Here is a 22,865-nt window from a genome sequence, read left to right as displayed (position 1 = left end):
CGAGACGTGTTTGACCACCGCTTAAAGATAACCGCGTTTCCGAGGGGTCACACTAACGATTTCCGGAGATGATAGGACGTTCATATCCAATGTGTGCCAATTCCACACGGCCTGTGGAAGCGTCGGAACTGGGAGTCGCTGCCAGCGAGTCGACGGGCGACCTCACCGGAGTAACGGTCGTGCGTTCGCCGAAACCGGATCCGATTGCTGACCGTAGCCGGACTGCGACGGAGGTGCAGTAATCCCATGCAGGAGGAGTACTACGACCGGGACCGCTACGACGTGAGCGACGACGTCCTCGAGCGCCACCGGTCGGCCGCCGACACGGTCCTCTCGCGCGACCGGTACGGCCACCTGATCGACAGCGAGTGGGTCGACACCGCCGAGGGCGAGGAGGGTGCCGTGATCGACGCGACGACGGGTGAGTCGCTCGCGACGGTACAGATCGGAACGGCCGAGGACGTCGACGGGGCCGTCGAGGCCGCACGCGAGGCCTTCGAGGGAAACTGGGGCCAACTCTCGCCGAGGCAACGCGCCGAACGCCTCGAGGAGATCGCCGATCGCCTCGAGGATCGCAAGACGGACATCGCGAAACTCGACAGCCTCGAGACCGGGAAGCCGAACCTCCACGCGCTGTTCGTCGACTGTGAAATCCTGATCGAACAGTTCCGTCACTTCGCGTCGCTCGCGCGCTCGGTTGACAAGGGCCGCGTCGTCCCGACGGGCGACGAGAAGCACGTCTTCACGCGCCACGAGCCCTACGGCGTCGTCGGCACCATCTCCGCGTGGAACTTCCCCGCGATGTTCGTCGCGTGGAAGCTCGGCCCGGCGCTCGCGGCCGGTAACACCGTCGTCTTCAAACCCTCCGAACGAGCCGCGCTGTCGACGCTCGAGGTCGCACGCATCTGTGACCGCGTCCTCCCGCGTGGGACGGTCAACGTCGTCACGGGCTTCGGCGAGGAGGTGGGAGCCGCGATGACCGCACACGAAGGAGTCGACAAGCTGACCCTGACCGGTTCGCACGCGTCGGGCGTCGCCACCCTCGAGAACGCCGCCCAGACGATCACGCCGACGTCGCTCGAACTCGGCGGGAAGAGCCCGAACATCGTCTTCCCCGACGCCGACGTAGAGCGGGCGATCGAGGGGACGCTCGTGAGCATCTTCTTCAACTCCGGCCAGCAGTGTACCGCCGGCTCGCGGCTGTACCTCCACGAGGACGTTCGAGACGAGTTCCTCGAGCGACTCGACGAGGCGATCGAGGGCCTGACCGTGGGCGACCCGCTCTCGCCGACGACCGATATCGGACCGATGATCGACCACTCGCACGCGGCGACCGTTCGTGATTACGTCGATACTGCCGTCGCGGACGGCGCGACGCCGTTCGCCGGCGGGGAGAACGCCGCAGTCGACGACGATCTCGAGGGGGCCCCGTTCGTCCGGCCGACGGTCCTGACCGACGTGGGCGACGACGACCCCGTCGGCTGCGAGGAAGTGTTCGGCCCCGTCCTCTCGGTCTTCGAGTGGAGCGACCCCGAGGATGTCCTCCGGCGAGCGAACGACACGAGCTACGGGCTCGCCGCGGGTATCTGGACCGACGACCTCCGGACCGCCCACGAGTTCGCCGCAGGCCTCGAGGCCGGAACGGTCTGGGTCAACACCTACAACGACCTCTTCGATCCGGCTCCCCACGGCGGCTACGGCGAGAGCGGGATGGGACGCGAACTCGCCGAGGAAGCGCTCGAGGACTACTCGCAGGTGAAGACGGTCAAGGTGAACTTCGACGGGGTGCCGAAGCTCGGTTGAGCGCCGATCTCGGGCGAAATTTGCCCCCGTGCAGCGATAGCCACTCGAATAAATATAACCATCAATAATTAATTTTATGGCGGGCGCCGTCGTCTGATCGGTCATGAAAGCCGTGGTATTCCAGGGCGCGAACGAACCGCTCGAGGTCGAAGCCGTCGATCGACCGGAGTGCGAGGAGAACGGGGTCGTCGTCGAAACCGAAGCCTGCGGCATCTGCCGCAGCGACTGGCACGCCTGGCAGGGCGACTGGGACTGGATCGGGTTGATCCCCACGCCGGGCCTGATCTTCGGCCACGAACCCGTCGGTCGCGTCGTCGAAGTCGGTGACGGCATCGAGCGCTTCAGCGAGGGCGACCTCGTGACGAACCCGTTCAACCTGAGCGACGGAACCTGTCCGTACTGTCGCGAGGGGCGGGCGAACATCTGCGAGAAGTCGGTTCCGATGGGGTTCGTTCCGTTCCAGCAGGGCGCGTTCGCCGAGGAGTACCCCGTGCGGAACGCCGATCAGAACCTCGTGACGGTGCCCGAGTCGGTCGATCCCGCCGAGGTCGCGGGGCTGGGCTGTCGGTTCGCGACCGCCTTCCACGGAGTGGTCCACCGCGTGGACGTCACGCCCGGCGACTGGGTCGCGGTCCACGGCTGCGGCGGCGTCGGCCTCTCCGCGGTCCACGTCGCCAGCGCCCTCGGCGCGAACGTCGTCGCCGTCGACGTGATCCCCGAAAAGCTCGAGCTGGCTCGAGAGCTGGGTGCCGTCGAGACGGTCGATCCCGAGGCCGTCGACGACGTTTCCCAGACCGTAAAGGGTGTCACCGAGATGAGTCGCGGCGTCGACGTTTCGGTCGACGCGCTCGGGATCGCGGACACGGTCCGCAACTCGATCGACTCGCTCGCCAAGGGCGGCCAACACCTCCAGATCGGGATGACGACCGCCGAGGAGGGCGGCGAGGTCTCGATCCCGGTCGACACCATGGTCACCGAGGAGCGCGAGTTCTACGGCTCCTACGGCATGCCGCCCAACGAGTACGACGAAATCTTTCGGATGATGGACGGCGGGAAGATCGATCCCGGAAAGATCGTCACGGAGACCTGCTCGCTCGAGGAGGTCCCCGAGGTGATGGAGCGCCTCGGCGAGTACGACACGATGGGGATCCCGGTCTGTACCGAGTTCTGAGACTGCCGGGCTGTACGCGCCGCCAGGTCCCCGTTCGACGCCTCTGATCCAGCGGGGATACATATGATCTGCAATCCAATCCTTCGTCATGGCAGCAATCGAACTCGAGGGGCTGACGAAGGACTACGGCGAGGTGCTCGCCAACGACGACGTCACGTTCTCCGTCGAGCGCGGCGAAATATTTGGCTATCTCGGACCGAACGGGGCCGGGAAGACGACGACGATCCGGACGCTGCTCGGCTTTCTGTCACCGACGGACGGCTCGGCCCGGCTACTCGGCCGCGACGTCGCCGACGAGGACGAACTCCTCGAGGCCAAACGCCGACTCGGCTACCTCCCCGACAGTCCCGCGTTCGACGAGACCGCGACGGGCCGGGAAATCCTCGAGTTACACGCCTCGATCAAGGGTGACGAGCGCAGCGACGAGTTGCTCGAGTTGTTCGACCCACCGATCGATCGACCGATCCGGGACTACTCCCACGGCAACGTCCGAAAACTCGGACTCGTGACGACGTTTATGCACGACCCGGAGCTGGTGATCCTCGACGAACCGACGGGCGGACTCGATCCGCTGATGCAACACCGCTTCACCGAGTTCCTTCGGGAGGAACGAGAGCGCGGCGTGACCGTCTTCTTCTCGTCGCACATCCTCGGCGAGGTGCGACGGCTCTGCGATCGGGTCGGCATCATCCGCAACGGCCGCCTCGTCACGGTCGAACCCGTCGAATCCCTGCTCGACCGCAGCGGGAAGGTGGTTCGCCTGCGCGCCGCCGATCCGATCCCCACGGAGCGCCTCGCGATCGACGGCGTCCACGACCTCGAGACGACGCCGGATCGTACCTCGGACACGAGCACTGAATCGACCGCGGAGTCGACTCGAGAGGGCACGAGCCAAGCGTTTACCGAGTGTACGTTCACGTTCACCGGCGACGTCAATACGTTACTCGAGCGCCTGCGGGAGTACCCCTTGCTCGACCTGTCGATCGAGGAAGCGCCCCTCGAGGACGTCTTCATGCGGTTTTACGGCAGCGAGGAGGGCGGGGAGGAGAACACCGCGTTCGACCAGCACGCGAGCGCGACGGAGGTGACCGACGATGTTTGAACTCACCCGCTACGACGGCCGCCACCGGCTGAAGGGCAGCGTCTATCTCTCGGTCGCGATGTCGCTGCTGGCGGTCATCGTGATCTGGATCTACCCCTCGTTCAGCGGCTCCTTCGAGGACGTCGACGATGAGTTCCTGCAGGCCTACCCCGACCAGGTCATCCAGATGTTCGACATCCAGACGATGGCTTCCCTCGAGGGCTTTCTCGCGTTCGAACTCTACGTCTTCGGCTGGATCATCCTGCTCGGACTCTATCTGGCCTACCTCGCGGCCGGGACGATCGCTGGCGACGTCGAGCGCGGCCGGATGGACATCCTGCTGTCGATGCCGATCTCGCGGGCCCGGACCGTCGGCGAGAAGTTCGCCTCGCTCGGCGTGCCGATCGTCGTCGTCAACGTCCTCACGCCGGCCGTCGTCTACGTCACGGCGGTCCTGGTCGGCGAACCGCTCTCGGCGGCGGATCTGGCGGCCGTCCACCTCCTCTCGATTCCGTATCTGTTCGCCTGTGCCGGGATCGGGCTGGTCACCTCCGTCGTCGTCGACCGCACGAGTATCGCTCAACGGATCGCCCTCGGCGTCACGTTCGGGCTGTTCATGCTCGAGTCGCTGCTCACGGGGACCGACTACGAAGCGATCGGTGCGATCGCGCCGATGCGGTACTTCGATCCGAACGAAATCCTGCTCGAGAGCACCTACGACCTCGCCGGTGCCGGCGTCCTGATCGCGATGACCGTCGCGTGCGTCGTCGGCAGCCAGCTCTGGTTCAGACGGCGCGATATCGAATAGTATTCTTTCAACGGTCCGTCGACCCGAGTTACGAGTCATCGCGTTGGTGCTCGTCGGAGAGTTCCTCGAGTCGGTCGAGTTCCCGTTCCGCTTCCGGAGAGCGACGATGCTGGGGCGACGTGATCGCATCACCGGAGCCCTCGATACGCTCTTCGGCGTCCTCGACGGCAACCCACTCGCGTAGCCGGGCGATCAGTCCGCGAACCATACTGACAGTATGCGATCCAACGGTCAAAAGTGTCGGGCACGGTGGCGTGTGCGGCGCGTTTTGCCCGCGACGAGACGAGCGGCGACAGCCGCGAGCAACGAGAGTGAGAAACGCGGATTGTGCGATCGGTGTGTGAATCGCTTCGGTTGTTACTATAACGGATCGCGTCGCTCGCTCGCGGCCGCGTACTACGATTCGTCGTCCGAATACACGGTGTTCTCGACGAGGGTCGTCACCCCGCGGCGGAAGCGCTCGGACGTCGCGTTCGGCGAGATGCCGAGTCGGTCGCCGAGTTCGGCGAGCGAGCACGACCGCGGAATGTCGAGGTAGCCGGCGTCGACGGCGGCCACGAGCGCCTCGCGCTGTCGTTCCGTCACCCCGTACCGCGGGTGAGAGATCGGTCCGCCGGCGGTCTCGCTGTTGTCGTACAACTGCCGGACCTCGACGGTCAGTCCCCGATCCACGAAGAAGGCATAACACCGCTCGAGCGACCCGTCGGTCGGGAACGCGACGCGAATGGTCCACCCCTCGTATGTGGCAGTCACCTCGTGTAAGATCCCGCCCTCTTCGATCACGAGCGGATGGACGCTCGCGCGGCGGCCCTCGTCGGTCAACGCGAACTGGTAGAGGCGGCGGTCGTCGAACGCGACGGTTCGAGTCGGCGGCCGGACGGTCGGATCGGCCTCGAGGCTGTCGTCGAACGCCTCGAGGTCGTCGTCACCGCCGTCGACCCAGACGAGTAGCTGGTGCTCGCCGGCTTCGGTGAGCGTGGACCGTTCCCACCTGACGGTGACGCCGGGAGCGCGCGATAGCGCCTCGCGGAGAATCGGGTAGTCGACCAGGAGCGTGGCCAGTTGCATAGCGGGTTTCGATGGATGACGCACGGGACGGTTTCCGTGGTCCCGTCTTCTCTCTCGGTACAGTTGACGCCCACACATAAAGGACGTGAATACTTACGCGTCGGAGCTATCCGGTGGTATCAACCAGTGATACCTGATGACACATAGCGACGTGGATGCGGACCCTTCGCGGATCGATACATCGTTCGACGTACTGCGCAATCCGAGTCGACGGGCCCTCTGTCGGTACGTGATGCGGACGGAGGCCGACACCGTCACGCCGGGGACGCTCGTCGACTACATCGCCGACCGAGCGCCGGACACGGCCGACCGAGACCTCGAACGACGGAACCTCGCGACGGAACTCCGCCACGTCCACCTGCCGAAGCTGGCCGATACCGGGCTGATCGAGTACGATCGACGAGACGAGGTCGTCCGCGTCGATCGATCCGCGGTCGCGGACCGCCTCGAGGCCGTTCACGCGACGGTAGTAGATCTGCAGGACGGAGAGTCTGTGACTGACCGATAACGACAGCAACCGGCTCAGACCACGTCGCCGCGAACCGTCACGCCGTCCTGTTCCTCGCGCCAGGCGTGCAGTTCCCGGGCCGCGTCCGCGGCCGCGTCCTCGTCCATCCCGAGCATCTCGAGGGCGCTCGAGAGCGTCGGCAGCGCCAGCTCGCTCTCGCGAAGTTTCCGGAACGCTTCCTCGCTTCGGGTGCCGTCGGCCCAGAGACAGACGCCGCGGGGATCGAGCAGTTGAGTGTAGTCTTCACGCATCGCCGCGCCGCGGAGGCGCTGCGTGACGTTGTCCTCGAAGGGCGCGTTACAGACCTCGAAGTGGATCGGTTCCTCCTGACTGGCATCGCCCAGCAGGTGGGCGGCGAGACACTTCTCGGGGGCGGCGTGGCCGTTCGCGTTCGCCCGGAGGTACTCCGGATGGTCGGCGGCCCAGTCGGCCCGGACGGACTTGCCGACGCCCTCGACGGCGAACGCCGCGTCCGGATCGCCGGCGGCGCTATCGTCTCGCATCAGGATGTCCTTCGTCAGGTACACATCGAGACGCTCGACCGGATCGAGTCCGAGCGCGACGTCGCCGAAGGCCCAGACCTCTCGAACCGGCACGGGCATGCGTTCCTCCTCGACGGTGTCGACGAGTCGCTCGAGCCGGTCGACCGCGTCGCGGCGGTCAAATCCACTCATTACCGGGATTCGGGGCTCGAGTCGCAAAACGGTTTCTTCGACGGTTCCCGGACGGCCGCTTCGAGGGCGTCGACGACGATCGTGTTCACCCGTCACACACGTGTCAGGAGAGTACCTTTTTTATCAGTTCCCGGCGAACACGACGCTATGAGACACCGCATCTTCAACGAGGACGGCGACGACGAACTCGTCTTCGTCATGGGCTGGGGGAACCGCTGGACCCACGAGAACGTCAGCTGGCTCATCGGGACGCTCACCGAGGCCGGCTACCGCGTTCACGCGTTCGAGCTCCCCACCAACATCGACGACTTCAAAGCCGACTGGCTCGAGCCGATCGCCGAGTACGTCGTCGATCTCGACGAGTACCAGCTGCTGGGCCACAGCGCGGGCGCGCTCGTCGCACAGGCGCTCGACGGGGCGGAGAACCACGTCTACCTGAGTCCGTGGTGGGGGTACGGAGCGGAGTACTCGGAGCTGCTCTTGGATGCGGCCTCGAAACTGCCGACGACGCTTCCGTGTCTTCCGACCGGCGAGATGGACCGGCAGGCTCTCGGCGAACTGGCGACCGACCACCAGATCGCGACGACGCCGAACTGGGTGTCGCCGGCGTTCGTCCGGGAGACGCGGCGCGCACAGGAAGAACTGCTGACGATCGACCACGACGCGGTCGTCTTCTGCTCACTGCGCGACCCCGTCGTCAGCCTGCGCCCGATCGGCGAGCGCGTCCCCGCCAGACACGTCGTCCTCTACGACGGCGGCCACGAACTGTTCTCCTCCGCGAGCCGCGACCGTCACGTCGATACGCTACTCGCCGCGCTCGAGGACGGCGCCGACGCCGTCGAAGACGACGAGGACGAGGCGGACGAGGAAGAGCCGGTTCCGGCCTGAGACGCTCGAGTCGGTGCTGTACGTGCCGTCGTTCGCCGTTTTCAGAGCGCGTAACTCGCTCGCAACCCGGTCTCGTCGGGGCGTGCGAGCCAGCCGAAGCCACCGTCGAACTCGGTTCGACGAGCCTTGCTTCGCCACTCTGCAGGACACCGCCGAACTCGTCGATGAGTCGGTAGCCGGTCGACGGCGATCTGTCGTACATCGTCATACTCGAACACGTGGCATTCCGTTGAAATGAAAACGGTGGTTTTATCCTAACTTCAGACACAGTAGCAGTACTGGCGTTCGAGCCGCCAGCTCCGGCAGTGACACTCGCGACCGACAGTACCTATTCGATCGACCGCGGAACCGACCGCAACACGGCCGCCGCGCCGTAGCGCAGAGCCGCCGAGTGACAACGATATCCATGACTTCAACACCCGCAGACGAGCCGACAGCACCCGCTTCCGTCGACCCGATTATCGACCACGAGTCCCTGCGCGACCGTTCCGACGTTCCGGTTTACGACGAAGCCGATTCCGTCGACGACGCGACAGTCGACACGCTGGCCGGTCTCGACGACATGGCCGTCGTCGGCGTCACGAACGACGACGGCGACGTGTTGCTGTTACGAGTGACTGCAGACTGTGAACTGAAAGTACCCACGGCGTCCGTCGGCCCCGATGAGGATTACGTCGACGCCGCACGACAGTGGGTCGAATCGCAGGCCGGCTTCCCGATCACCCTCGAGACCGTCGAAGGGATGTGGCAGTACGAGGCGCGGTCGGTGGAGACGGACCGGGTGGCGACGCGTACGTTCGTCGTCTTCAGTGCATCGCCCGCGACTGACGACACCGCGGCCGGCTCGTCGCCCGCGCGCCGGTCCGACGAGCCCACCGCGGACACCGTCCGGTGGGTCGACGAACTCCCGGACGAAGCGGTGGAGCCGCCGGGAACCCGGCTCTTCTTCGAGTGACGGCACGCGGGGACCGGGCAGCCGTTCGAGACCGGACGGATCCCGCCACCCGACGTGATAGCCGCTCGAACGGTTATGGCATCGTGACAGAACTGAAGTCGGTAATGGGTACCGACGAACACGACCGATGGAGACCGGCTGGGGAACGATCCGATCGACGGCAGTTTCTCGAGGTCGCCGGAGCGGGAACGGTCGCTACGGCGTTTGCCGGATGTCTCGACGAATCGACGGAAACGGACCCCCACGACGTCCGTCCAACCCGGGACGCCGACGGCAGAATCACGAACTACCCGGTGACGCAGTGGCGGTCTGACGGCGACCTCGAGCGTGTCTACCCCCGCTTCGTCGCGACTGCGGACCACCTCGCTCCCGACTGGATGTAACGACGTCACGGGACGACTGGCGTTCTCCTCACCTCGCGCAGACGAAACCGTGATGGGCACAGCCCGTCAACGGACCGCTAATGGACTGTAACCGGTGTGACGAGGAGGCGATCATGCACGCCGCCTACTCCGGGGCACACCTCTGTACGGATCACTTCCGGGAGTCGGTCGAAAAGCGGGTTCGCCGACGGGTCCGACGGGACGACCTCGTTCCCCACGGTGTGACGCCCGAGGATCCCCTGACGTGGGTGATCGGCCTCTCCGGGGGGAAAGACAGCGTCGTCCTCACCGAGATCCTCCACGAGACGTTCGCGGAGGACCCCCGCATCGAACTCGTCGGACTGACGATTCACGAGGGGATCGAGGGCTACCGGGACAAGAGCCTCGAGGCCTGCGTCGAACTGACCGACGAGCTCGGAATCCGCCACGAGGTCGTCAGCTACGAGGAGGAGTTCGGGGTTCGGATGGACGACGTCGTCGAGGACGACCCCGAGAACATGGCCGCCTGCGCGTATTGTGGGGTCTTCCGCCGAGATTTACTGTCGAACTACGCCGACGAACTCGAGGCGGACCTCCTGCTGACGGGGCACAATCTCGACGACGAGGCCCAGACGGCGCTGATGAACTTCCTCGAGGGCGACGTCGAACAGATGGCGAAACACTTCGACGCCAGCCTCGGCCCCCTCTCCGAACGCGACGAACAGGAGGAGTTCGTCCCGCGGGCGAAGCCCCTGCGCGACGTCCCGGAGAAGGAAGTCGCCCTCTACGCGCACGTCAACGACCTCCCGGCCCACATCACGGAGTGCCCCCACTCGAGCGAGGCCTACCGCGGCGAGATTCAGCGGTTGCTCTACGGGTTAGAGGAGAACCATCCCGGCACCCGCCACTCGATTCTCTCGGGCTACGAGGAGTTGGCCAGCATCGTGTCCGACGAGTTCAGCGGCGAGGACGGCGCCAATCTGCAGGAGTGTGTCGAGTGCGGCTCGACGACGACCCGCGAGGTCTGTCGGAAGTGCTCGCTGCTCGAGTCGCTCGTCTGATTCGGAACTGCGACCGGGTAGCCGTCACAACTCGGCATCGCAGTGTGTACACGTCGTTCGATCCGGTTCGTTCGGTGCGCCGCAGTCGGGACAGTTCTTCGTGCGACCCGCGGACCCGGTTTCGACGGTGTCGGCTCCGCGGTCGGTTTTCGTTTCGGGCTCGAGCGGCGCACCGCAGTCCGGGCAGTAGCGGACCTCCCACGGCCCGTCGGCCTCCCGCTCGTCGTCGAAGGCGTCGACATCGATCGCTGCGCCGCAGTGTCGGCAATAGCTCGGGCTCTCGGATACGGATTCGGAGCCGCCCCGCCGGGTTCGGTTTCGATACACCTGTACGGCGCCGATCACGAGCAGCGGTCCGAAAACGAACAGTCCGATCGGCCCCATCGCGAGGAGCACCACGATCAGGAGGTAGCCAGCGGCGAGGAGCCCGACGACCTGGAGGGCGGTACGGAGGGACATATCGAATAGTGTCTGCTGACTCCCATTAAACAGTTCCGAACGAACAGGTTCCCGATCACCGACCGCACGATCGACCGGTCGATGCCGCTGGCGGTCGCTACCGGGTCGAATCGTCCGCACCGAAATACCGACGCGCTCGCTCGAGGTCCGCCGGCGTGTTGACGTTCAGGTGCCAGCCCTCGAGTTCGACGCCGACGTACCGCCTGCCGTCGGCGATCAGCCTCTCGAGGGCGTCCGCGAGTTCGTACTCCCCGCTGTCGCCTCGTTCGACCGCGCGACACGCCTCGAACAACGTCCGAGCGTCGTGGGTCTGGACCCCACCGGCGATATACCCCGGTTCGGGCTCACCGATCGACGACTCGAGCGATCGTACCGTTCCGTCCTCGGCGAGGACGCAGCGAGCCGTCGTCTCGGCCTCGTTTCTCGCGACGCGATCGAGCAGGAGCGTTCCGTCGACGTCGGGTTCGCGATGGCGGTCGACCAATTTCGAGAGGTCACAGTCGCTATCGAACACGTTGTCACCGTTGACCGTCACGACGTCGGTCGAGCCGTCGTTACTCCGGTCGATCTCGCCGGGACTCGCGAGCTCGTATCCGTCCTCGAACGCCGTACAGACGGCGTGGGCGAGCCCCTGACGAACGTCCTGTGAGGCGTATCCGATCGGGACACCGTCGATCGAGGTGCCGACAGTGTCGATCACGTCGGTCGCTCGATAGCCGACGACGATGACGATTTCGTCGACCCCGGCGTCGACGACCGATCGCAGCGTCCGGACGAGCATCGGTTCGCCAGCGATCTCGAGGAGCGGTTTCGGCGTTCGGTCCGTATACGGCCGTAAACGGGTACCTCGGCCGGCGGCGAAGACGAGTGCGTGCATCGGCTGCTCGGCGGGATAGTACACGGTACCGAGTGTTGTGACTATCGGACTCGAGTTCCCGTAGGATACGTCGCGAACGGCGAAAACGACCGTCGAACGGCACGCAGGTGGTGTGTCAAGTGGTGTGTCGCGTACCGTCGGTCGTCTGCCGTGACTGCAGTGGTGTGTCGTTTGGTCCGATTACCGGATGACGTCGACGCCGTTCTGCTTGTCGAGTTCCTCGCGGCCACCGTCACTGTGGGCGTTGAATCCGTTGTCGACGTTCTTGCTGGCGTCGAAGTCGGTATCCTTCACGCCTTCGATGCTCTGTCGCGACTTGTCGGCCTGCTTCTGCGTCGTCGGACCGAGCACCTGAGCGCTCTGGACGCCGGTCATGATCGCCATGACGCGGACCTTGCCCTTGTAGTTCTCCTGGATCCGGGCGCCCCAGATCACGTTCGCCGAGGCCTCGAGGCGCTCGGTGATGTTGTCTGCGATTCCTTCTGCCTCTTTGAGGGTGAGGTCGGGACCGCCGGTGATGTGGACGAGGCCACCCGAGGCACCGCGGTAGTCGACGTCGAGCAGCGGGTGGTTCATCGCATCCTTGACGACCTCGTCGGTCTTGTTCTTGTCCTGGGTCTCACCGACCAGCATGACGGCGACGCCGCCCTGGTTCATGATCGTGGACATGTCCGCGTAGTCCAGGTTGATCAGCGAGGGCTGGGTGATCGTCTCCGAGATTCCCTTGACGGTTTCCGCGATGATCTGGTCCATCACCGAGAACGCCTTGCCGATCGGGAGGTTCGGGACGTAATCGAGCAGTCGGTTGTTGTCGAGCACGATGATCGAGTCGGCCTGCTCGCGCAGTTTCTCGAGGCCTTCCTCGGCCTTGACCGTGCGGGCGCGCTCGACGTTGAACGGCGTCGAGACCATCCCGACGACGATCGCTCCCTGCTCTTTGGCGATCTCGGAGACGACGGGGGCGGCACCGGTACCGGTCCCGCCACCCATGCCTGCGGTCACGAACACGAGGTCTGCATCCCCGAGGACCTCCTTGATCGTGCCCTGGGCCATCTCGGTCGCGCGTTCGCCCATCGAGGGGTCACCGCCGGCGCCGAGTCCGTTCGTGAGCGACTTGCCGACCAGGATCTTCGTGTCGGCCTCGATCATCTTGAGGTGCTGTTTGTCCGTGTTGATCGCCACGGTGTCAGCACCGTCGACGCCGATGTTGTACAGCCGGTTGATGGTGTTGTTACCGGCACCGCCACAGCCGACGATGACGATCCGCGGATCGCCGAACTCGTCGTCGTCCATGTCTTCCATCTCCCGGGACTCCTGTTCGGCATTTTCGAGGGCATCTTGTACGATATCCTGCATCGTTACACCTTGGCCCAGTTGCGTTTGCCGGACTGTTCGCTCGGCGCGTCCTGTTGTTCGTTGATCATCTCTCGAACGGCTGACCGGATCGCCTCGCTCCGGTTCGGGAACTCGCCCGAGTCGACCAGCTGCTCTACCTCATCGATCTGCTGTTTCGGAATTCGCAGTGTCACACGCTCCATAGTTGTATTCCCTTGGGGTAAGACGGCGCGCGCCCCTGTCAGACGCGGCGTGTCTTACACGGATCCGCCCGACATCGGGCGTTTTCCGGCATTCGCCGACCGTTGTAAGACGACCGTCTTACGCGAATAAGTGAAATACTGGCATAGACAATAAATCTTTCGTCGGGCGCGACTTTCTGTGTCTTACACGGGTCGTTAAGTAGGACTGTCACGACCGAGTACGTCTGCGGCTGGGGTTCGACGGCCACAGCCCGGACAGAAGGCCCAATCCGACCGAATTTCGTCGCCGCAGTCACAGAACAGTCGTCGCGAGGTCTTCTCTCCACAGTTCGGACAGTAGACGTGTTCGTCGTCGACGTGCTCTCCACACTGCTCACACTCGCCGGTCGGGTCGTCGTCGAGTGACTGCGGACCGTCGGCGCCGTCACGGGTGTCCCTCTCGGCCGCTCCGTCGTGATCATCTACGCGTGTGTGTGCATCCGTCTGTGTCCGCTCGTCGACTCGCGTCGACCGCTCCGGAACCCGTCGGTCGTCCTCGAGCGAGACGGTGATGGTGACGTCACCGGCACGGTCTCTGCGCGTGTGTGACCCGTGTGCGTGTGAGGCTCGCTGTTTACTGGCATCGAGTCCGTACTCGTGGAGTCGGTCCGCGAGCAGTTCGTCGACGCGACTTCGAATGAGGTCATCGATGGCGCCGGCCCGTTCGGGTTCCGTAGACCCCATCGACGCACGTCCCGCTCCTCGGTCGGCTCCGGTCGGACCGTCGGCCGCGAGGTACGCTCGAAGCGCCTCACGCATCGCTTCGCTCTTCGACACGTCGAGGCGCTCGAGTTGGTCGACGAGATCATCGTCGGCGCGGAACGTGATCTTGCTCATATCGATATACACCCGGTATTGTGACTCTAGGTATATCAATCATTCTTCTATTCACTGATCGTCATACCTCTCCCGTCGCCGAGAATAACAACCCTTATGTTATCCAGAGCGGCTACGTTGAGATGCGACCGCCCTTAGCTCAGACTGGTAGAGCAGTCGACTGTAGATCGACTTGTCCCCCGTTCAAATCGGGGAGGGCGGATTTTCTCTGAAAATCCGACCGACACGATTTGAACACGCCAGTCGCAGCGCGCGAACGAAGTGAGCGCGACCGTCTGGCATCTGTTCAAATCGGGGAGGGGAACTTCTCGTGAACCCGTCGGGTTCGCTCCGCTCACCGAACGAGTTCACGAGAATCTATCCCGAGCCGATTCGAGCTTGTGAGTCGTGCGCAGCGAAGCGAGCACGTCTCACAGTGTTCAAATCGGGGAGAACTGACTTCTAAACGGCCGTCCGGAGAGAATCGAACCTCGAGCCACGACCCCAGTAGTGCCACTGTGAGACACTCGTCTTACAGCGTACTCCCGTCGGCTCCCCGACACCGAGTCACTCGTCGGTCGCGTCGTCGTCGACCGAGAGATCCGAGACCGATTCGTCGACGGGTGTGAACTCCAAACTCCCACACTGACAGCCGTCGCGTCGGCCGATGGGCCGGAAATCGTCCTCCCCGATCTCGAGTGCTGCATACAGGGCGCCACATTCATCACACATCGCGATACTCCGCCGGTTCTCGTCGCCGTGGGCCATCTCGTGGTGTTGATTCTCGAGACCGCCGATAAGAATCTACTTCGAGGATCCAAGGGACAACAGCACTGTTACGACTGCTGTAACAACAGCTCTCGATGGGACCGAATCCGGATGGTCGGACACAGGCGATCGCTGGCCGGTCGCTTTTCCGTCGGCCAGGGGTATCACCGCGTATGAGCGACGACGGCCCCAGCCGCGACCGTGCACAGGATCGCGCCGAGCAACGAAAGTCCGAGCGGGCCGACGAGACGGAGTCGATCCTCGAGGACGTCGAGCGCCACCTCGGCGAACTCGAGTATCCGATCACGAGCGAAGAGATCGCTTCGGAGTACGGAAGCGAACCGATCGATATGCCCAACGAGACGGAGTCGCTGGGGAGCGTCTTCGACCGACTGGCCGGCGAACAGTACGACAGTCCGGAGGAGGTTCGGGAAGCGGTCTACGGAGAGATCACCGGCCAGGCGGGGAGTCCGAACGAAGCCAATACCGAACGCGATCTCACCAGTCTGGACGAGGAGAGTCAGGGATCGATCAGCGAGAGCGGCAGCGACTCGCTCTGAGCGGATGAGTTACGGGGGTTCGAGAGACGCCACGCCCGCCCCCGATCGTGATAGCAGAACCGATTTACGTCAGCGTCGTCTGTTCTCGAGTATGGATTACGAAGCGAGTCTCGACCGAGCGATGGACGATGTTCCGGACATCGGCGGCGACGAACAGCGACTACAGATTCCGGACGCGACGATTCAGAAAGACGGTGCGTTTACGCGGTTTACGAACCTCGGCGAGATCGCGGACGTACTCTCGCGCGAGGACGAACACCTGCACCGGTTCATCCAGCGAGAGATGGGGACGAGCGGCAAGTTCGAGGAGGGCCGCGGCCGGTACAACGGGACGTTCTCCGAGCAGGACTTCAACGCGGCCGTCGAGGCCTACGTCGACGAGTACGTGCTCTGTTCGGAGTGTGGCCTGCCGGACACCCGTCTCGTCCGCGAGGACCGCACGCCGATGCTGCGCTGTGACGCCTGCGGTGCGTTCCGCCCCGTCACCAAGCGCTCGACGAGCAGCCAGCAGCAACAGCAGGCCGACGCCGTCGAGGAGGGCCAGACCTACACCGTCGAGATCACCGGCACCGGCCGCAAGGGCGACGGTGTCGCCGAGAAAGGCAAGTACACCATCTTCGTTCCCGGCGCCGAGGAGGGCGACGTCGTCGAAATCTACATCAAGAACATCTCCGGCAACCTCGCGTTCTCTCGACTCGCCTGATCGCGCAGGCTATTCGATTTCGGCCGGTCGTCGATGGGTTTTGCGGGGTCCGCTCGCTTCCCGAGCGACGGCGCCCGCCTCGGGGAGCTGGACGACTTTTTCGTGGCCGATTCGGTAGCGTTCGATCGCGCCGTGATCCTCGAGATCCGAGAGGAGTCGGCTGATCGTCGACGACGACCAGCCGTACTCGTCGACGAACCGGCACTGTTTGACTCGGCCACCGTGTTCGGTGGCCACGGCACGAACGTACTCTGCAGGCGAGAGGCCGTACTCGAGGATTTCGCTGCGACTCGTGGGTCCCGTAACGGGATCGGTGACGTCGCTCGACGTCGACCGTTCGGCCGACCGGTGACGAATGTCGGGTGCGGATTCGCCGTCGCCGGTCCGTCCAGTGCGGTCTCCCGTCTCGACCGTCGGGCTCAGCGATCCGATTGTTTCGAGTCCCCACTGAACGATGCGGCGGGCTCTGTCGGCCAGCGGGGTAGCGGGTGGTCGTCGATGAGTCATCGTGGCTGACTCAGGCCACCGGGACGTGATAGGGATATTCACAAAACCATCCAATAGTCGACGGCAACACGGCACGTCGCGGACCGCGAAATTAAAGACAGCTTGTGGTAGTCACACGTACGTGGGAGTATCGTTCGACCTCTTCGGGACGCTCGTAACCGCCGACAGACCGACCGATCCGGCCGCAGCCGTCGCGACCGAACTCGAGAAGCGAGACGTCGACGTACCCGCGGACTGGGCCGACGCCTACGCCGAGCCACATATCGACGCGCCCGAGGGTGCGGAGGTGCCGCTGCCGGCTCACGTCTCGCGTGCGCTCGCGAGCCGCGACGTCAGCTACGAGCGAAACGCCGCCCGGCGGGCGGTCGTCGCCGCGTTCGACCCCGACGTCGAGACCAGGGACGGTGCCAGAGCGGCCGTCGACGCCGCCAGTGAGCGGGGTCCCGTCGCGATCTGCTCGAACTGCAGCGTTCCGGAGCTAGTCGGTCGGACGCTCGTCCGGTCGGCGTTCGATCGGGACGAGTTCGACGCCGTCGTGACGAGCGTCGGCTGCGGCTGGCGCAAACCCGCCGCCGAGATCTTCGAACTCACCGCCGCCCAGCTCGACGTCGACCCGGCCCGACTCGTCCACGTCGGCGACGATTCCCGGACCGACGGCGGCGTCGAGGCGGTCGGCGGGACGGCGCTGTTGCTCGAGGAGCACCCGCTCGAGACGATTCCGGCCGAATTGGACGCGCGCGCGGAGTCACAGGAGTCATGACCGAACGGCGGGACGTAGAGGGTGTGAGTAGCGTGGACCGCCTCGCCGACGAGGGCGTCTGCGACGACCCATCGGAGGGCCAAACGTGATACTGACGACGATCGCGCTGGTCGGATTAGCGTTCAGCCTCGATTTATTGATCGGTGAGCCGCCGAACGCGTTCCATCCGGTGGCGTGGTTCGGCCGTCTGGTCGGCACGCTCGACAGGGAGTGGGCCGACAGCGAGAGCGGCCAGCGACTGGCTGGCGTCGCCATCGCACTGTTCGCACCGCTGATTCCGGCCGTCGCCGCGGGTAGCATCGTTCTCCTGGCGAGTGTGGGCTCTCCGCTCGCGGGTGCGATCGTCGCCGGCCTCGTGCTCTTCCTGACGACCAGCCTGCGCTCGCTGCTCGAGTTGACCGAGACCGTCGTGGCAGCGACCGACGTCGGTGACGAGTTCCGTCCCGACGGGAGCGATGCGACCAGCACCGACGGGAGGACTGCCGACACCGACGACGGCCTCGAGACGGCCCGCGAGCGGGTCCGCGGCCTCGCCGGCCGTGACACCTCGACCCTTTCGCCCGCCGAAATCCGCAGCGCGGCCGTCGAGAGCGCCGGTGAGAACCTTGCAGACGGCTTGGTCGCAACGCTGCTTCCGTTCGCCCTGCTCGCCCCGATTTCGCTGCCGGCGGCGGCGGCGGCCGCGGCGTGGGTCAAGGGCGTCAACACGCTGGATTCGATGCTCGGTTATCCGTCGAAACCCCACGGAACCGGGAGCGCGCGACTCGACGACCTCGTGATGTGGCTCCCCGCCCGAATCGCGGCGGTCACGATCGCCGCTGCCGGAGCCGATCCCCTCGCGCTGTATCGCGCACGCGAGTGGGCGCGCGATCCACCATCACCGAACTCCGGGTGGCCGATGGCGACGCTCGCCTGCGTACTCTCGGTTCGACTCACTAAGCCGGACGTTTACGATCTGAACACCGCCGACGAGCTACCGACCGTCGACGACGGCGAGCGAGCCGTTTCCGTAGTTGGGTTGGCTGCCGTCGTCTCGGTGCTCCTCGCTATCGCTCTCGCCGCAGGGGTCGCGACTGTTGTGACGACGCTCGAGGGAACTCAGGCGGTACCGTCGGCCACCACCGCGGTTCTCGAGGCGGCTGCTGACGGCGGTTTCGAGCCGTTTGCGTGGCGCTGGGAGGTGAGTCGATGAGTTGGCTGGCCGCCGTCCGGGGCGCGCTCGGGTTCCTGACGCGGCTTCCCGTCGGCTACCGCGACGGCGACTGGGAGGCCTTTCGCACCCGACCCGCGGCGTTCCCGATCGTCGGGCTCGTTGCGGGCGCTATCGCGGCGATCCCGTTGCTGGCGACCGAGACGCTGGCCGCGCCGACCGTCGCGTTCGGCTATCTGCTCGCGGTCTACGCCGTGATGGGGATCCACCACCTCGACGGCGTGGCAGACCTCGGCGATGCCCTCGTCGTCCACGGCGACGTCGACCGCCGCCGCGAGGTCCTGAAGGATACGACGACGGGCGTTGGCGCGGTGCTCGCGGTGGCGCTCACCGTCGCGGGGCTCGCACTGGGCGGCCTCGGACTCGCCGGACTCCCCGTCTTCGTCGCGATCAGCGTCGCAATTGCCGCCGAAGTCGGGACGAAACTCGGGATGGCGGCGATGGCCTGTTTCGGTCGCGCGAGCCACGACGGCATGGGACGGCAGTTCACCAGCGGGGCTACGCCCAACTCGTTCGTCACACCAGCGGTCGTCGCCCTGCCGGCCGCCGCCCTCTCCTGGCCTCACCCGGTCGCTGCGGTCGCGCTCTCGGGGGCCGTCGCCGGCATCGTCCTCCCCTGGTACTGGGCGAACCGCCACCTCGGCGGTATCAACGGTGACGTCTTCGGCGCAGCGAACGAAATCGGACGTATCGCCGGCGTTCACGCGGGGGTGATCGCGTGGACGCTGTTGTGATGTGCGGCGGGAAGGGCACTCGCCTCGAGAGCGCCCACGAAAAGCCGCTCCACCCGGTCGACGGCGTGGCGATGGTCGACCGCGTGTTGACGGCTCTCGAGGCGAGCGGCGTGGACGCGATCTACGCCGCCACCTCGCCGAACGCGCCGGATACCCGCGCCCACCTCGTCGACGGCGTGATCACCGTCGAGACGGCCGGCGACGGCTACGTGGCCGACCTGCTGACCCTCCTCGAGCGGCCCGCCATATCGACCCCGGTGCTGACCGTCGCCGCGGACCTGCCGTTGCTCGAGGCCCCCGTTATCGACCGAATCTGCACTACCCACGGCGAGCGCGACGCCTCGCGGACCGTCTGCGTCCCCGTCGCGCTCAAACGCCGGCTCGGCGTGAGCGTCGATTCGATGTTCGAGCCCGAAACCCACCTCGCGCCGACCGGGGTCAACGTCGTCGGCGACGCGACCGATTCTCAGACCATGACTGACATACACTACGACCCACGACTCGCGATCAACGTGAACCGACCCGAAGACGCCCGCATCGCGGCGAACGAACTACGGCGCGCCGACACGGAGGGAAGATAAGATGCGCGTGATCCTCCCCGCCGGCACGACCGAGACGGCGCTGATCGACGGCATCAGCGCTGCCGGGGCCGCCCCGGAGCTGATGGAACACACGCCCTCCGCGGACGTCGAGATCCTCGAGTACGGCGAGCCGACGATGGCCCCCGTCACGCCGGTGAGTCCGAGCGGCTGTCCGACGCCAGCCGCGGTGACGCGAGCCGTTCGCGAGGTGATCGGCTTCGACGTCTCGGTCGTCGACGCCGGCCTCGCACAGGCGACCGGGGCACCCACCGTCGATCTCGGTGTCGAGCCGGGAGCGGATATCCGCGACCCCGTCGCGGTTCCCGACGCGAAGGCAATCTTCGACCGCGGCCATGCCTACGGCGCGAATCTGCCCGACGACGAACTCGTGATCGGCGAGACGGTCCCCGGCGGGACGACGACCGCCCTCGCAGTTCTCACCGCCCTCGGCGAGCCGGCCGGCGTCTCCTCCTCGCTGCCGAAGAATCCCATCGAGCGCAAACGCCGGGTCGTTGACGAGGCGCTCGCAGCGAGTGACGCCGCGGCCGGGAGCTTCGACGGCCGCCCGCTCGAGGCGATCCGTGCCGTCGGCGACCCCGTGCAGGCGACCGTCGCCGGGATCGCCGCCGGCGCGCTCGAGTCGGGTATCGACGTCACCCTCGCCGGCGGCACCCAGATGGTGGCCGTCGCGACCGTCTTACGCCACGCCGACGTCGACGCCCCGTTCTCGATCGCGACCACCTCGTTCGTCGAGAGCGAGCAGGGCGACCGGCTCGGCGAGGCCTGCTATCGGCTGAACTGCGAGTTGACCGTGACCGATCCCGGCTTCGACGCGCGCGATCACGTCTCCATGCAGCGCTACTGCGCCGGCGAGGCGAAAGAGGGCGTCGCGATGGGCGGCGCGCTCTCGCTCGTCCCTGAGGAGGAGATGCCCGCGGTCCTGAACCGGTTCGAGGCGGTCTGTGCCCGCCTCGGGATCGATCGCGGCGACGAAGCGGGCGACGGGTACGCCGACGAACCCGCGAATTCGAATTCGGAGGCTGATCGTGCACCCTGAGTCGATACGAACCGGGGACCGAGTCCCCCACGGCGGCGAGCCCGACCGGGACGTCCTCGACTTCTCGGCCAACACCAACCCGTACACGCCCGACGGCGTCGAGCGGGTGTTCGAAGGGGCGCTCGAGGCGTCCCGTCGATACCCGGACGACGACTATCCCGACTTCCGGACCGCTGCGGCCGAGTTCGTCGACTGCGAGCCGGAGCGAGTGATCCCCACGCCCGGCGGACTGGCCGCGATTCGGCTGGCGATGGAGTGCTCCCTCGAGCCCGGCGACGAAGTTCTGATTCCCTCCCCGAGTTTCGGCGAGTACGCACGCGAAGTGCGGCTTCAGGGTGCGTCGCCCCGGTTCGTTCCGCACGACGAGCTACTGGCAGTCGAGGACGGACTCCTCGAGGACTGTCAGCTCGCGGTGGTCTGCACGCCGAACAACCCCACCGGCGAAGCGGCCGATCCGGACGCGCTGGCGGCGTTTGCGGCCCGCTGTGGAGCGGCGGGAACGACGCTGTTGGTCGACGAGGCGTTTCTCGGCTTCACGGAGTTGCCATCGGCGGCCCGACTCGAGACCGAGCGCGTGATCGTCGCCCGTTCGCTGACCAAACTGTTCGGGCTGCCGGGGCTGCGGGCCGGGTTCGCGATTGCGACTGGCGAGCGGCGCGACGCGCTTGAGACGGCCCGTCGCGCGTGGTCGCTCGGCACGCCGGCCGCACGCGTCGGTGCGCACTGTCTGCGCCGGGACGCGTTCGTCCGCGAAACGCGCGAGCGCGTCGAACGCGAGCGTGAGCGGATGCGGGAGGCGCTCGAGCGACGGTTCGACGCTGCGCCGTCGGACGCACCGTACCTGCTGTGTGACGTCGGCGACCGCGATGTCGACAGCGTGATCGCGTCGGCCCGCGAGCACGGCGTCGCGATTCGCGACGCGACGACCTTCCGCGGTCTCGACTCGCACGTCCGCGTCGCCGTCAAGGATCGCGAACGGAACGACCGACTGCTCTCGGCGCTCGGGGTGTACGAGGCCGACAGCCACCGCTTCGACGAGTCCAGCGAGCAGAGAACGTCCGAATGACCGATTTCGATCCAGCGTACGGTGCGATCCGTCGGGACGGCGTCCTCCGAGTGCGTCGGCCCGGAACTGAGTGGCTCTCGACCGGCTGGAACGGCGGTCGAACGACTGCCGACTCCGCGTACAACGTCTCGGTTCCGGAGGGGTGGGGGCGGACGGATCTCGGGGCGTACGTCGACGAGCGCCTCGAGCGGGCCGAATTTCCTCACGCCGGCGACGCCCCGGTTCTGCTCACGGGGGTCGATCAGGCGGATGCCCGCGGGGCACAGTACGGTCCCGTGACGGCCTACGCGACCGCCGGCATCTCGAATCCAGCCGCGTTACCCGTGGATCCGGACGGACAGTCGAACGTCGACGGTTCCGGTTCGAACTCGAGCACCCGGCCGGGCCGCGGAACGGTCAACGTGATCGTCGGGACGACGCGGGCGCTCGCACCCGGCGCGCTGGCGAACCTGATCGCCGTCGCCGCGGAGGCGAAGACGGCGACGTTGCTCGCCGAGACCGGGTTTCCCGGCACGACGACGGACGCGGTCGTCGTCGGCCACGATCCGACGGGCGAGCGCGTCGAGTTCTCCGGTAGCGGGACCGACGTCGGCGCGGCGACGCGCGCCTGCGTTCGGGACGCCGTCTCCGCCTCGCTTCGGGCACACTACGAGGATCGCGACGAGACCCTCCCCGACTCGATCGGGGACGCGACCCACGGCGTCTCGACCGACGCCAGGGCGGCCGTTTTTCGACCGACGCGTTGAGCTACGCGAAGCGTTCGCGACGCTCGACAGAGCAACGCTCTCCCGTTGGTCTCTCACTGGCTGAT

The 22,865-nt window shown here is 66.0% G+C and carries 28 protein-coding genes and 1 tRNA gene; 19 read left to right on the top strand and 10 right to left on the bottom strand.

The window, feature by feature from the left end; genetic code table 11:
- Positions 1-246 precede the first annotated feature (246 nt).
- The 4 genes from ACSFC7_RS22235 to ACSFC7_RS22220 all read left to right on the top strand — a co-directional run bounded on the left by ACSFC7_RS22235 (position 247) and on the right by ACSFC7_RS22220 (position 4,863).
- The gene (locus tag ACSFC7_RS22235; RefSeq protein WP_436345000.1) at positions 247-1,803 is read left to right on the top strand and encodes an aldehyde dehydrogenase family protein; all 1,557 of its coding nucleotides are present in this window, start codon (positions 247-249) and stop codon (positions 1,801-1,803) included.
- Positions 1,804-1,906: 103 nt separating this feature from the next.
- Positions 1,907-2,974: a zinc-dependent alcohol dehydrogenase family protein gene (locus tag ACSFC7_RS22230; RefSeq protein WP_436344998.1), complete on the top strand. Its 1,068-nt coding sequence runs from the start codon at positions 1,907-1,909 to the stop codon at positions 2,972-2,974.
- Between the two features lie 88 nt (positions 2,975-3,062).
- Positions 3,063-4,076: an ABC transporter ATP-binding protein gene (locus ACSFC7_RS22225; protein WP_436344996.1), complete on the top strand. Its 1,014-nt coding sequence runs from the start codon at positions 3,063-3,065 to the stop codon at positions 4,074-4,076.
- Positions 4,069-4,863 (top strand): ABC transporter permease subunit, encoded by a 795-nt coding sequence (locus ACSFC7_RS22220; RefSeq protein WP_436344994.1) that lies wholly within the window; start codon positions 4,069-4,071, stop codon positions 4,861-4,863. Before ACSFC7_RS22225 ends, ACSFC7_RS22220 begins: the two co-directional genes overlap by 8 nt.
- Positions 4,864-4,891: 28 nt before the next feature.
- On the opposite strand, the gene ACSFC7_RS22215 is transcribed toward ACSFC7_RS22220, so the two are convergent.
- Entirely contained in the window at positions 4,892-5,071 is a 180-nt protein-coding gene (locus ACSFC7_RS22215; RefSeq protein WP_436344992.1) for a hypothetical protein, read from the bottom strand.
- Between the two features lie 188 nt (positions 5,072-5,259).
- Positions 5,260-5,931 carry a helix-turn-helix domain-containing protein gene (locus ACSFC7_RS22210; protein WP_436344990.1) on the bottom strand — a complete coding sequence of 224 codons (672 nt, stop codon included), beginning with the start codon at positions 5,929-5,931 and terminating at the stop codon, positions 5,260-5,262.
- A 136-nt stretch (positions 5,932-6,067) separates the two neighbouring features.
- On the opposite strand from ACSFC7_RS22210, the gene ACSFC7_RS22205 reads away from it, so the two are divergent.
- Complete coding sequence (locus tag ACSFC7_RS22205) at positions 6,068-6,439, top strand: DUF7344 domain-containing protein (protein WP_436344988.1); 372 nt, start codon at positions 6,068-6,070, stop codon at positions 6,437-6,439.
- Positions 6,440-6,453: 14 nt separating this feature from the next.
- On the opposite strand, the gene ACSFC7_RS22200 is transcribed toward ACSFC7_RS22205, so the two are convergent.
- Positions 6,454-7,113 carry a DUF7095 family protein gene (locus ACSFC7_RS22200; protein WP_436344987.1) on the bottom strand — a complete coding sequence of 220 codons (660 nt, stop codon included), beginning with the start codon at positions 7,111-7,113 and terminating at the stop codon, positions 6,454-6,456.
- A 147-nt stretch (positions 7,114-7,260) separates the two neighbouring features.
- On the opposite strand from ACSFC7_RS22200, the gene ACSFC7_RS22195 reads away from it, so the two are divergent.
- The 4 genes from ACSFC7_RS22195 to ncsA all read left to right on the top strand — a co-directional run bounded on the left by ACSFC7_RS22195 (position 7,261) and on the right by ncsA (position 10,379).
- Positions 7,261-8,001, top strand: a complete 741-nt coding sequence (locus ACSFC7_RS22195; protein ID WP_436344986.1) for an alpha/beta fold hydrolase — start codon at positions 7,261-7,263, stop codon at positions 7,999-8,001.
- 406 nt (positions 8,002-8,407) lie between these two features.
- Positions 8,408-8,956, top strand: a complete 549-nt coding sequence (locus tag ACSFC7_RS22190) for an NUDIX domain-containing protein (RefSeq protein ID WP_436344984.1) — start codon at positions 8,408-8,410, stop codon at positions 8,954-8,956.
- A gap of 104 nt (positions 8,957-9,060) precedes the next feature.
- The gene (locus ACSFC7_RS22185) at positions 9,061-9,339 is read left to right on the top strand and encodes a twin-arginine translocation signal domain-containing protein (protein ID WP_436344982.1); all 279 of its coding nucleotides are present in this window, start codon (positions 9,061-9,063) and stop codon (positions 9,337-9,339) included.
- An 80-nt stretch (positions 9,340-9,419) separates the two neighbouring features.
- Positions 9,420-10,379, top strand: a complete 960-nt coding sequence (gene ncsA, locus ACSFC7_RS22180; RefSeq protein WP_436344980.1) for a tRNA 2-thiolation protein NcsA — start codon at positions 9,420-9,422, stop codon at positions 10,377-10,379.
- Positions 10,380-10,403: 24 nt separating this feature from the next.
- Here the strand turns inward: ncsA and ACSFC7_RS22175 are convergent, their stop codons facing one another.
- The 5 genes from ACSFC7_RS22175 to ACSFC7_RS22155 form a co-directional block, all read right to left on the bottom strand.
- Positions 10,404-10,838 (bottom strand): hypothetical protein, encoded by a 435-nt coding sequence (locus tag ACSFC7_RS22175; protein WP_436344978.1) that lies wholly within the window; start codon positions 10,836-10,838, stop codon positions 10,404-10,406.
- Positions 10,839-10,935: 97 nt separating this feature from the next.
- Positions 10,936-11,715 carry a nucleotidyltransferase family protein gene (locus ACSFC7_RS22170; RefSeq protein ID WP_436344976.1) on the bottom strand — a complete coding sequence of 260 codons (780 nt, stop codon included), beginning with the start codon at positions 11,713-11,715 and terminating at the stop codon, positions 10,936-10,938.
- A 180-nt stretch (positions 11,716-11,895) separates the two neighbouring features.
- The gene (ftsZ, locus tag ACSFC7_RS22165) at positions 11,896-13,071 is read right to left on the bottom strand and encodes a cell division protein FtsZ (protein WP_436344974.1); all 1,176 of its coding nucleotides are present in this window, start codon (positions 13,069-13,071) and stop codon (positions 11,896-11,898) included.
- A gap of 2 nt (positions 13,072-13,073) precedes the next feature.
- The gene (locus ACSFC7_RS22160; RefSeq protein ID WP_436344973.1) at positions 13,074-13,253 is read right to left on the bottom strand and encodes a ribbon-helix-helix domain-containing protein; all 180 of its coding nucleotides are present in this window, start codon (positions 13,251-13,253) and stop codon (positions 13,074-13,076) included.
- A 195-nt stretch (positions 13,254-13,448) separates the two neighbouring features.
- Positions 13,449-14,129: a double zinc ribbon domain-containing protein gene (locus tag ACSFC7_RS22155; RefSeq protein WP_436344971.1), complete on the bottom strand. Its 681-nt coding sequence runs from the start codon at positions 14,127-14,129 to the stop codon at positions 13,449-13,451.
- A gap of 128 nt (positions 14,130-14,257) precedes the next feature.
- On the opposite strand from ACSFC7_RS22155, the gene ACSFC7_RS22150 reads away from it, so the two are divergent.
- Positions 14,258-14,331, top strand: a tRNA-Tyr gene (locus ACSFC7_RS22150).
- A 344-nt stretch (positions 14,332-14,675) separates the two neighbouring features.
- Here ACSFC7_RS22150 and ACSFC7_RS22145 read toward each other — a convergent pair.
- Positions 14,676-14,876, bottom strand: coding sequence for a hypothetical protein (locus ACSFC7_RS22145; protein WP_436344970.1), 201 nt, complete (start codon positions 14,874-14,876; stop codon positions 14,676-14,678).
- Positions 14,877-15,049: 173 nt separating this feature from the next.
- On the opposite strand from ACSFC7_RS22145, the gene ACSFC7_RS22140 reads away from it, so the two are divergent.
- Complete coding sequence (locus ACSFC7_RS22140) at positions 15,050-15,436, top strand: DUF5789 family protein (RefSeq protein WP_436344968.1); 387 nt, start codon at positions 15,050-15,052, stop codon at positions 15,434-15,436.
- A gap of 91 nt (positions 15,437-15,527) precedes the next feature.
- Positions 15,528-16,139 carry a translation initiation factor IF-2 subunit beta gene (locus ACSFC7_RS22135; protein WP_436344967.1) on the top strand — a complete coding sequence of 204 codons (612 nt, stop codon included), beginning with the start codon at positions 15,528-15,530 and terminating at the stop codon, positions 16,137-16,139.
- A gap of 9 nt (positions 16,140-16,148) precedes the next feature.
- Here the strand turns inward: ACSFC7_RS22135 and ACSFC7_RS22130 are convergent, their stop codons facing one another.
- Complete coding sequence (locus ACSFC7_RS22130) at positions 16,149-16,646, bottom strand: helix-turn-helix transcriptional regulator (RefSeq protein WP_436344966.1); 498 nt, start codon at positions 16,644-16,646, stop codon at positions 16,149-16,151.
- A gap of 121 nt (positions 16,647-16,767) precedes the next feature.
- Between ACSFC7_RS22130 and ACSFC7_RS22125 the strand changes: the two genes are divergently transcribed.
- The 7 genes from ACSFC7_RS22125 to ACSFC7_RS22095 all read left to right on the top strand — a co-directional run bounded on the left by ACSFC7_RS22125 (position 16,768) and on the right by ACSFC7_RS22095 (position 22,800).
- On the top strand, positions 16,768-17,406 hold the full coding sequence (locus ACSFC7_RS22125) for an HAD family hydrolase (protein ID WP_436344965.1): 639 nt from the start codon (positions 16,768-16,770) through the stop codon (positions 17,404-17,406).
- Between the two features lie 85 nt (positions 17,407-17,491).
- Positions 17,492-18,598, top strand: coding sequence for a CobD/CbiB family cobalamin biosynthesis protein (locus ACSFC7_RS22120; protein WP_436344964.1), 1,107 nt, complete (start codon positions 17,492-17,494; stop codon positions 18,596-18,598).
- Positions 18,595-19,350, top strand: coding sequence for an adenosylcobinamide-GDP ribazoletransferase (gene cobS / locus ACSFC7_RS22115; RefSeq protein WP_436344963.1), 756 nt, complete (start codon positions 18,595-18,597; stop codon positions 19,348-19,350). Before ACSFC7_RS22120 ends, cobS begins: the two co-directional genes overlap by 4 nt.
- Positions 19,350-19,931 carry an NTP transferase domain-containing protein gene (locus ACSFC7_RS22110; protein WP_436348017.1) on the top strand — a complete coding sequence of 194 codons (582 nt, stop codon included), beginning with the start codon at positions 19,350-19,352 and terminating at the stop codon, positions 19,929-19,931. The genes cobS and ACSFC7_RS22110 overlap by 1 nt, the downstream gene beginning before the upstream one ends.
- A gap of 1 nt (position 19,932) precedes the next feature.
- Positions 19,933-20,988 (top strand): nicotinate-nucleotide--dimethylbenzimidazole phosphoribosyltransferase, encoded by a 1,056-nt coding sequence (locus ACSFC7_RS22105; protein ID WP_436344962.1) that lies wholly within the window; start codon positions 19,933-19,935, stop codon positions 20,986-20,988.
- The gene (gene cobD, locus ACSFC7_RS22100; RefSeq protein ID WP_436344961.1) at positions 20,978-22,054 is read left to right on the top strand and encodes a threonine-phosphate decarboxylase CobD; all 1,077 of its coding nucleotides are present in this window, start codon (positions 20,978-20,980) and stop codon (positions 22,052-22,054) included. The genes ACSFC7_RS22105 and cobD overlap by 11 nt, the downstream gene beginning before the upstream one ends.
- Positions 22,051-22,800, top strand: a complete 750-nt coding sequence (locus ACSFC7_RS22095) for an adenosylcobinamide amidohydrolase (RefSeq protein WP_436344960.1) — start codon at positions 22,051-22,053, stop codon at positions 22,798-22,800. The genes cobD and ACSFC7_RS22095 overlap by 4 nt, the downstream gene beginning before the upstream one ends.
- Positions 22,801-22,865 lie beyond the last annotated feature (65 nt).

This window comes from Natronorubrum halobium (genome assembly GCF_051351675.1).
Classification (GTDB): Archaea; Halobacteriota; Halobacteria; order Halobacteriales; family Natrialbaceae; genus Natronorubrum.
The sequence above is the reverse complement of the archived record's forward strand: the minus strand, read 5'-3'. Positions and strand labels throughout refer to the sequence as shown.

Bases quoted from the DNA above. Each gene is read 5' to 3' on its own strand.
- ACSFC7_RS22235 (WP_436345000.1), top strand. From the start codon at position 247: ATGCAGGAGGAGTACTACGACCGGGACCGCTACGACGTGAGCGACGAC.
- ACSFC7_RS22230 (WP_436344998.1), top strand. From the start codon at position 1,907: ATGAAAGCCGTGGTATTCCAGGGCGCGAACGAACCGCTCGAGGTCGAA.
- ACSFC7_RS22225 (WP_436344996.1), top strand. From the start codon at position 3,063: ATGGCAGCAATCGAACTCGAGGGGCTGACGAAGGACTACGGCGAGGTG.
- ACSFC7_RS22220 (WP_436344994.1), top strand. From the start codon at position 4,069: ATGTTTGAACTCACCCGCTACGACGGCCGCCACCGGCTGAAGGGCAGC.
- ACSFC7_RS22215 (WP_436344992.1), bottom strand. From the start codon at position 5,071: ATGGTTCGCGGACTGATCGCCCGGCTACGCGAGTGGGTTGCCGTCGAG.
- ACSFC7_RS22210 (WP_436344990.1), bottom strand. From the start codon at position 5,931: ATGCAACTGGCCACGCTCCTGGTCGACTACCCGATTCTCCGCGAGGCG.
- ACSFC7_RS22205 (WP_436344988.1), top strand. From the start codon at position 6,068: ATGACACATAGCGACGTGGATGCGGACCCTTCGCGGATCGATACATCG.
- ACSFC7_RS22200 (WP_436344987.1), bottom strand. From the start codon at position 7,113: ATGAGTGGATTTGACCGCCGCGACGCGGTCGACCGGCTCGAGCGACTC.
- ACSFC7_RS22195 (WP_436344986.1), top strand. From the start codon at position 7,261: ATGAGACACCGCATCTTCAACGAGGACGGCGACGACGAACTCGTCTTC.
- ACSFC7_RS22190 (WP_436344984.1), top strand. From the start codon at position 8,408: ATGACTTCAACACCCGCAGACGAGCCGACAGCACCCGCTTCCGTCGAC.
- ACSFC7_RS22185 (WP_436344982.1), top strand. From the start codon at position 9,061: ATGGGTACCGACGAACACGACCGATGGAGACCGGCTGGGGAACGATCC.
- ncsA (WP_436344980.1), top strand. From the start codon at position 9,420: ATGGACTGTAACCGGTGTGACGAGGAGGCGATCATGCACGCCGCCTAC.
- ACSFC7_RS22175 (WP_436344978.1), bottom strand. From the start codon at position 10,838: ATGTCCCTCCGTACCGCCCTCCAGGTCGTCGGGCTCCTCGCCGCTGGC.
- ACSFC7_RS22170 (WP_436344976.1), bottom strand. From the start codon at position 11,715: ATGCACGCACTCGTCTTCGCCGCCGGCCGAGGTACCCGTTTACGGCCG.
- ftsZ (WP_436344974.1), bottom strand. From the start codon at position 13,071: ATGCAGGATATCGTACAAGATGCCCTCGAAAATGCCGAACAGGAGTCC.
- ACSFC7_RS22160 (WP_436344973.1), bottom strand. From the start codon at position 13,253: ATGGAGCGTGTGACACTGCGAATTCCGAAACAGCAGATCGATGAGGTA.
- ACSFC7_RS22155 (WP_436344971.1), bottom strand. From the start codon at position 14,129: ATGAGCAAGATCACGTTCCGCGCCGACGATGATCTCGTCGACCAACTC.
- ACSFC7_RS22145 (WP_436344970.1), bottom strand. From the start codon at position 14,876: ATGGCCCACGGCGACGAGAACCGGCGGAGTATCGCGATGTGTGATGAA.
- ACSFC7_RS22140 (WP_436344968.1), top strand. From the start codon at position 15,050: ATGAGCGACGACGGCCCCAGCCGCGACCGTGCACAGGATCGCGCCGAG.
- ACSFC7_RS22135 (WP_436344967.1), top strand. From the start codon at position 15,528: ATGGATTACGAAGCGAGTCTCGACCGAGCGATGGACGATGTTCCGGAC.
- ACSFC7_RS22130 (WP_436344966.1), bottom strand. From the start codon at position 16,646: ATGACTCATCGACGACCACCCGCTACCCCGCTGGCCGACAGAGCCCGC.
- cobS (WP_436344963.1), top strand. From the start codon at position 18,595: ATGAGTTGGCTGGCCGCCGTCCGGGGCGCGCTCGGGTTCCTGACGCGG.
- ACSFC7_RS22110 (WP_436348017.1), top strand. From the start codon at position 19,350: ATGTGCGGCGGGAAGGGCACTCGCCTCGAGAGCGCCCACGAAAAGCCG.
- ACSFC7_RS22105 (WP_436344962.1), top strand. From the start codon at position 19,933: ATGCGCGTGATCCTCCCCGCCGGCACGACCGAGACGGCGCTGATCGAC.
- ACSFC7_RS22095 (WP_436344960.1), top strand. From the start codon at position 22,051: ATGACCGATTTCGATCCAGCGTACGGTGCGATCCGTCGGGACGGCGTC.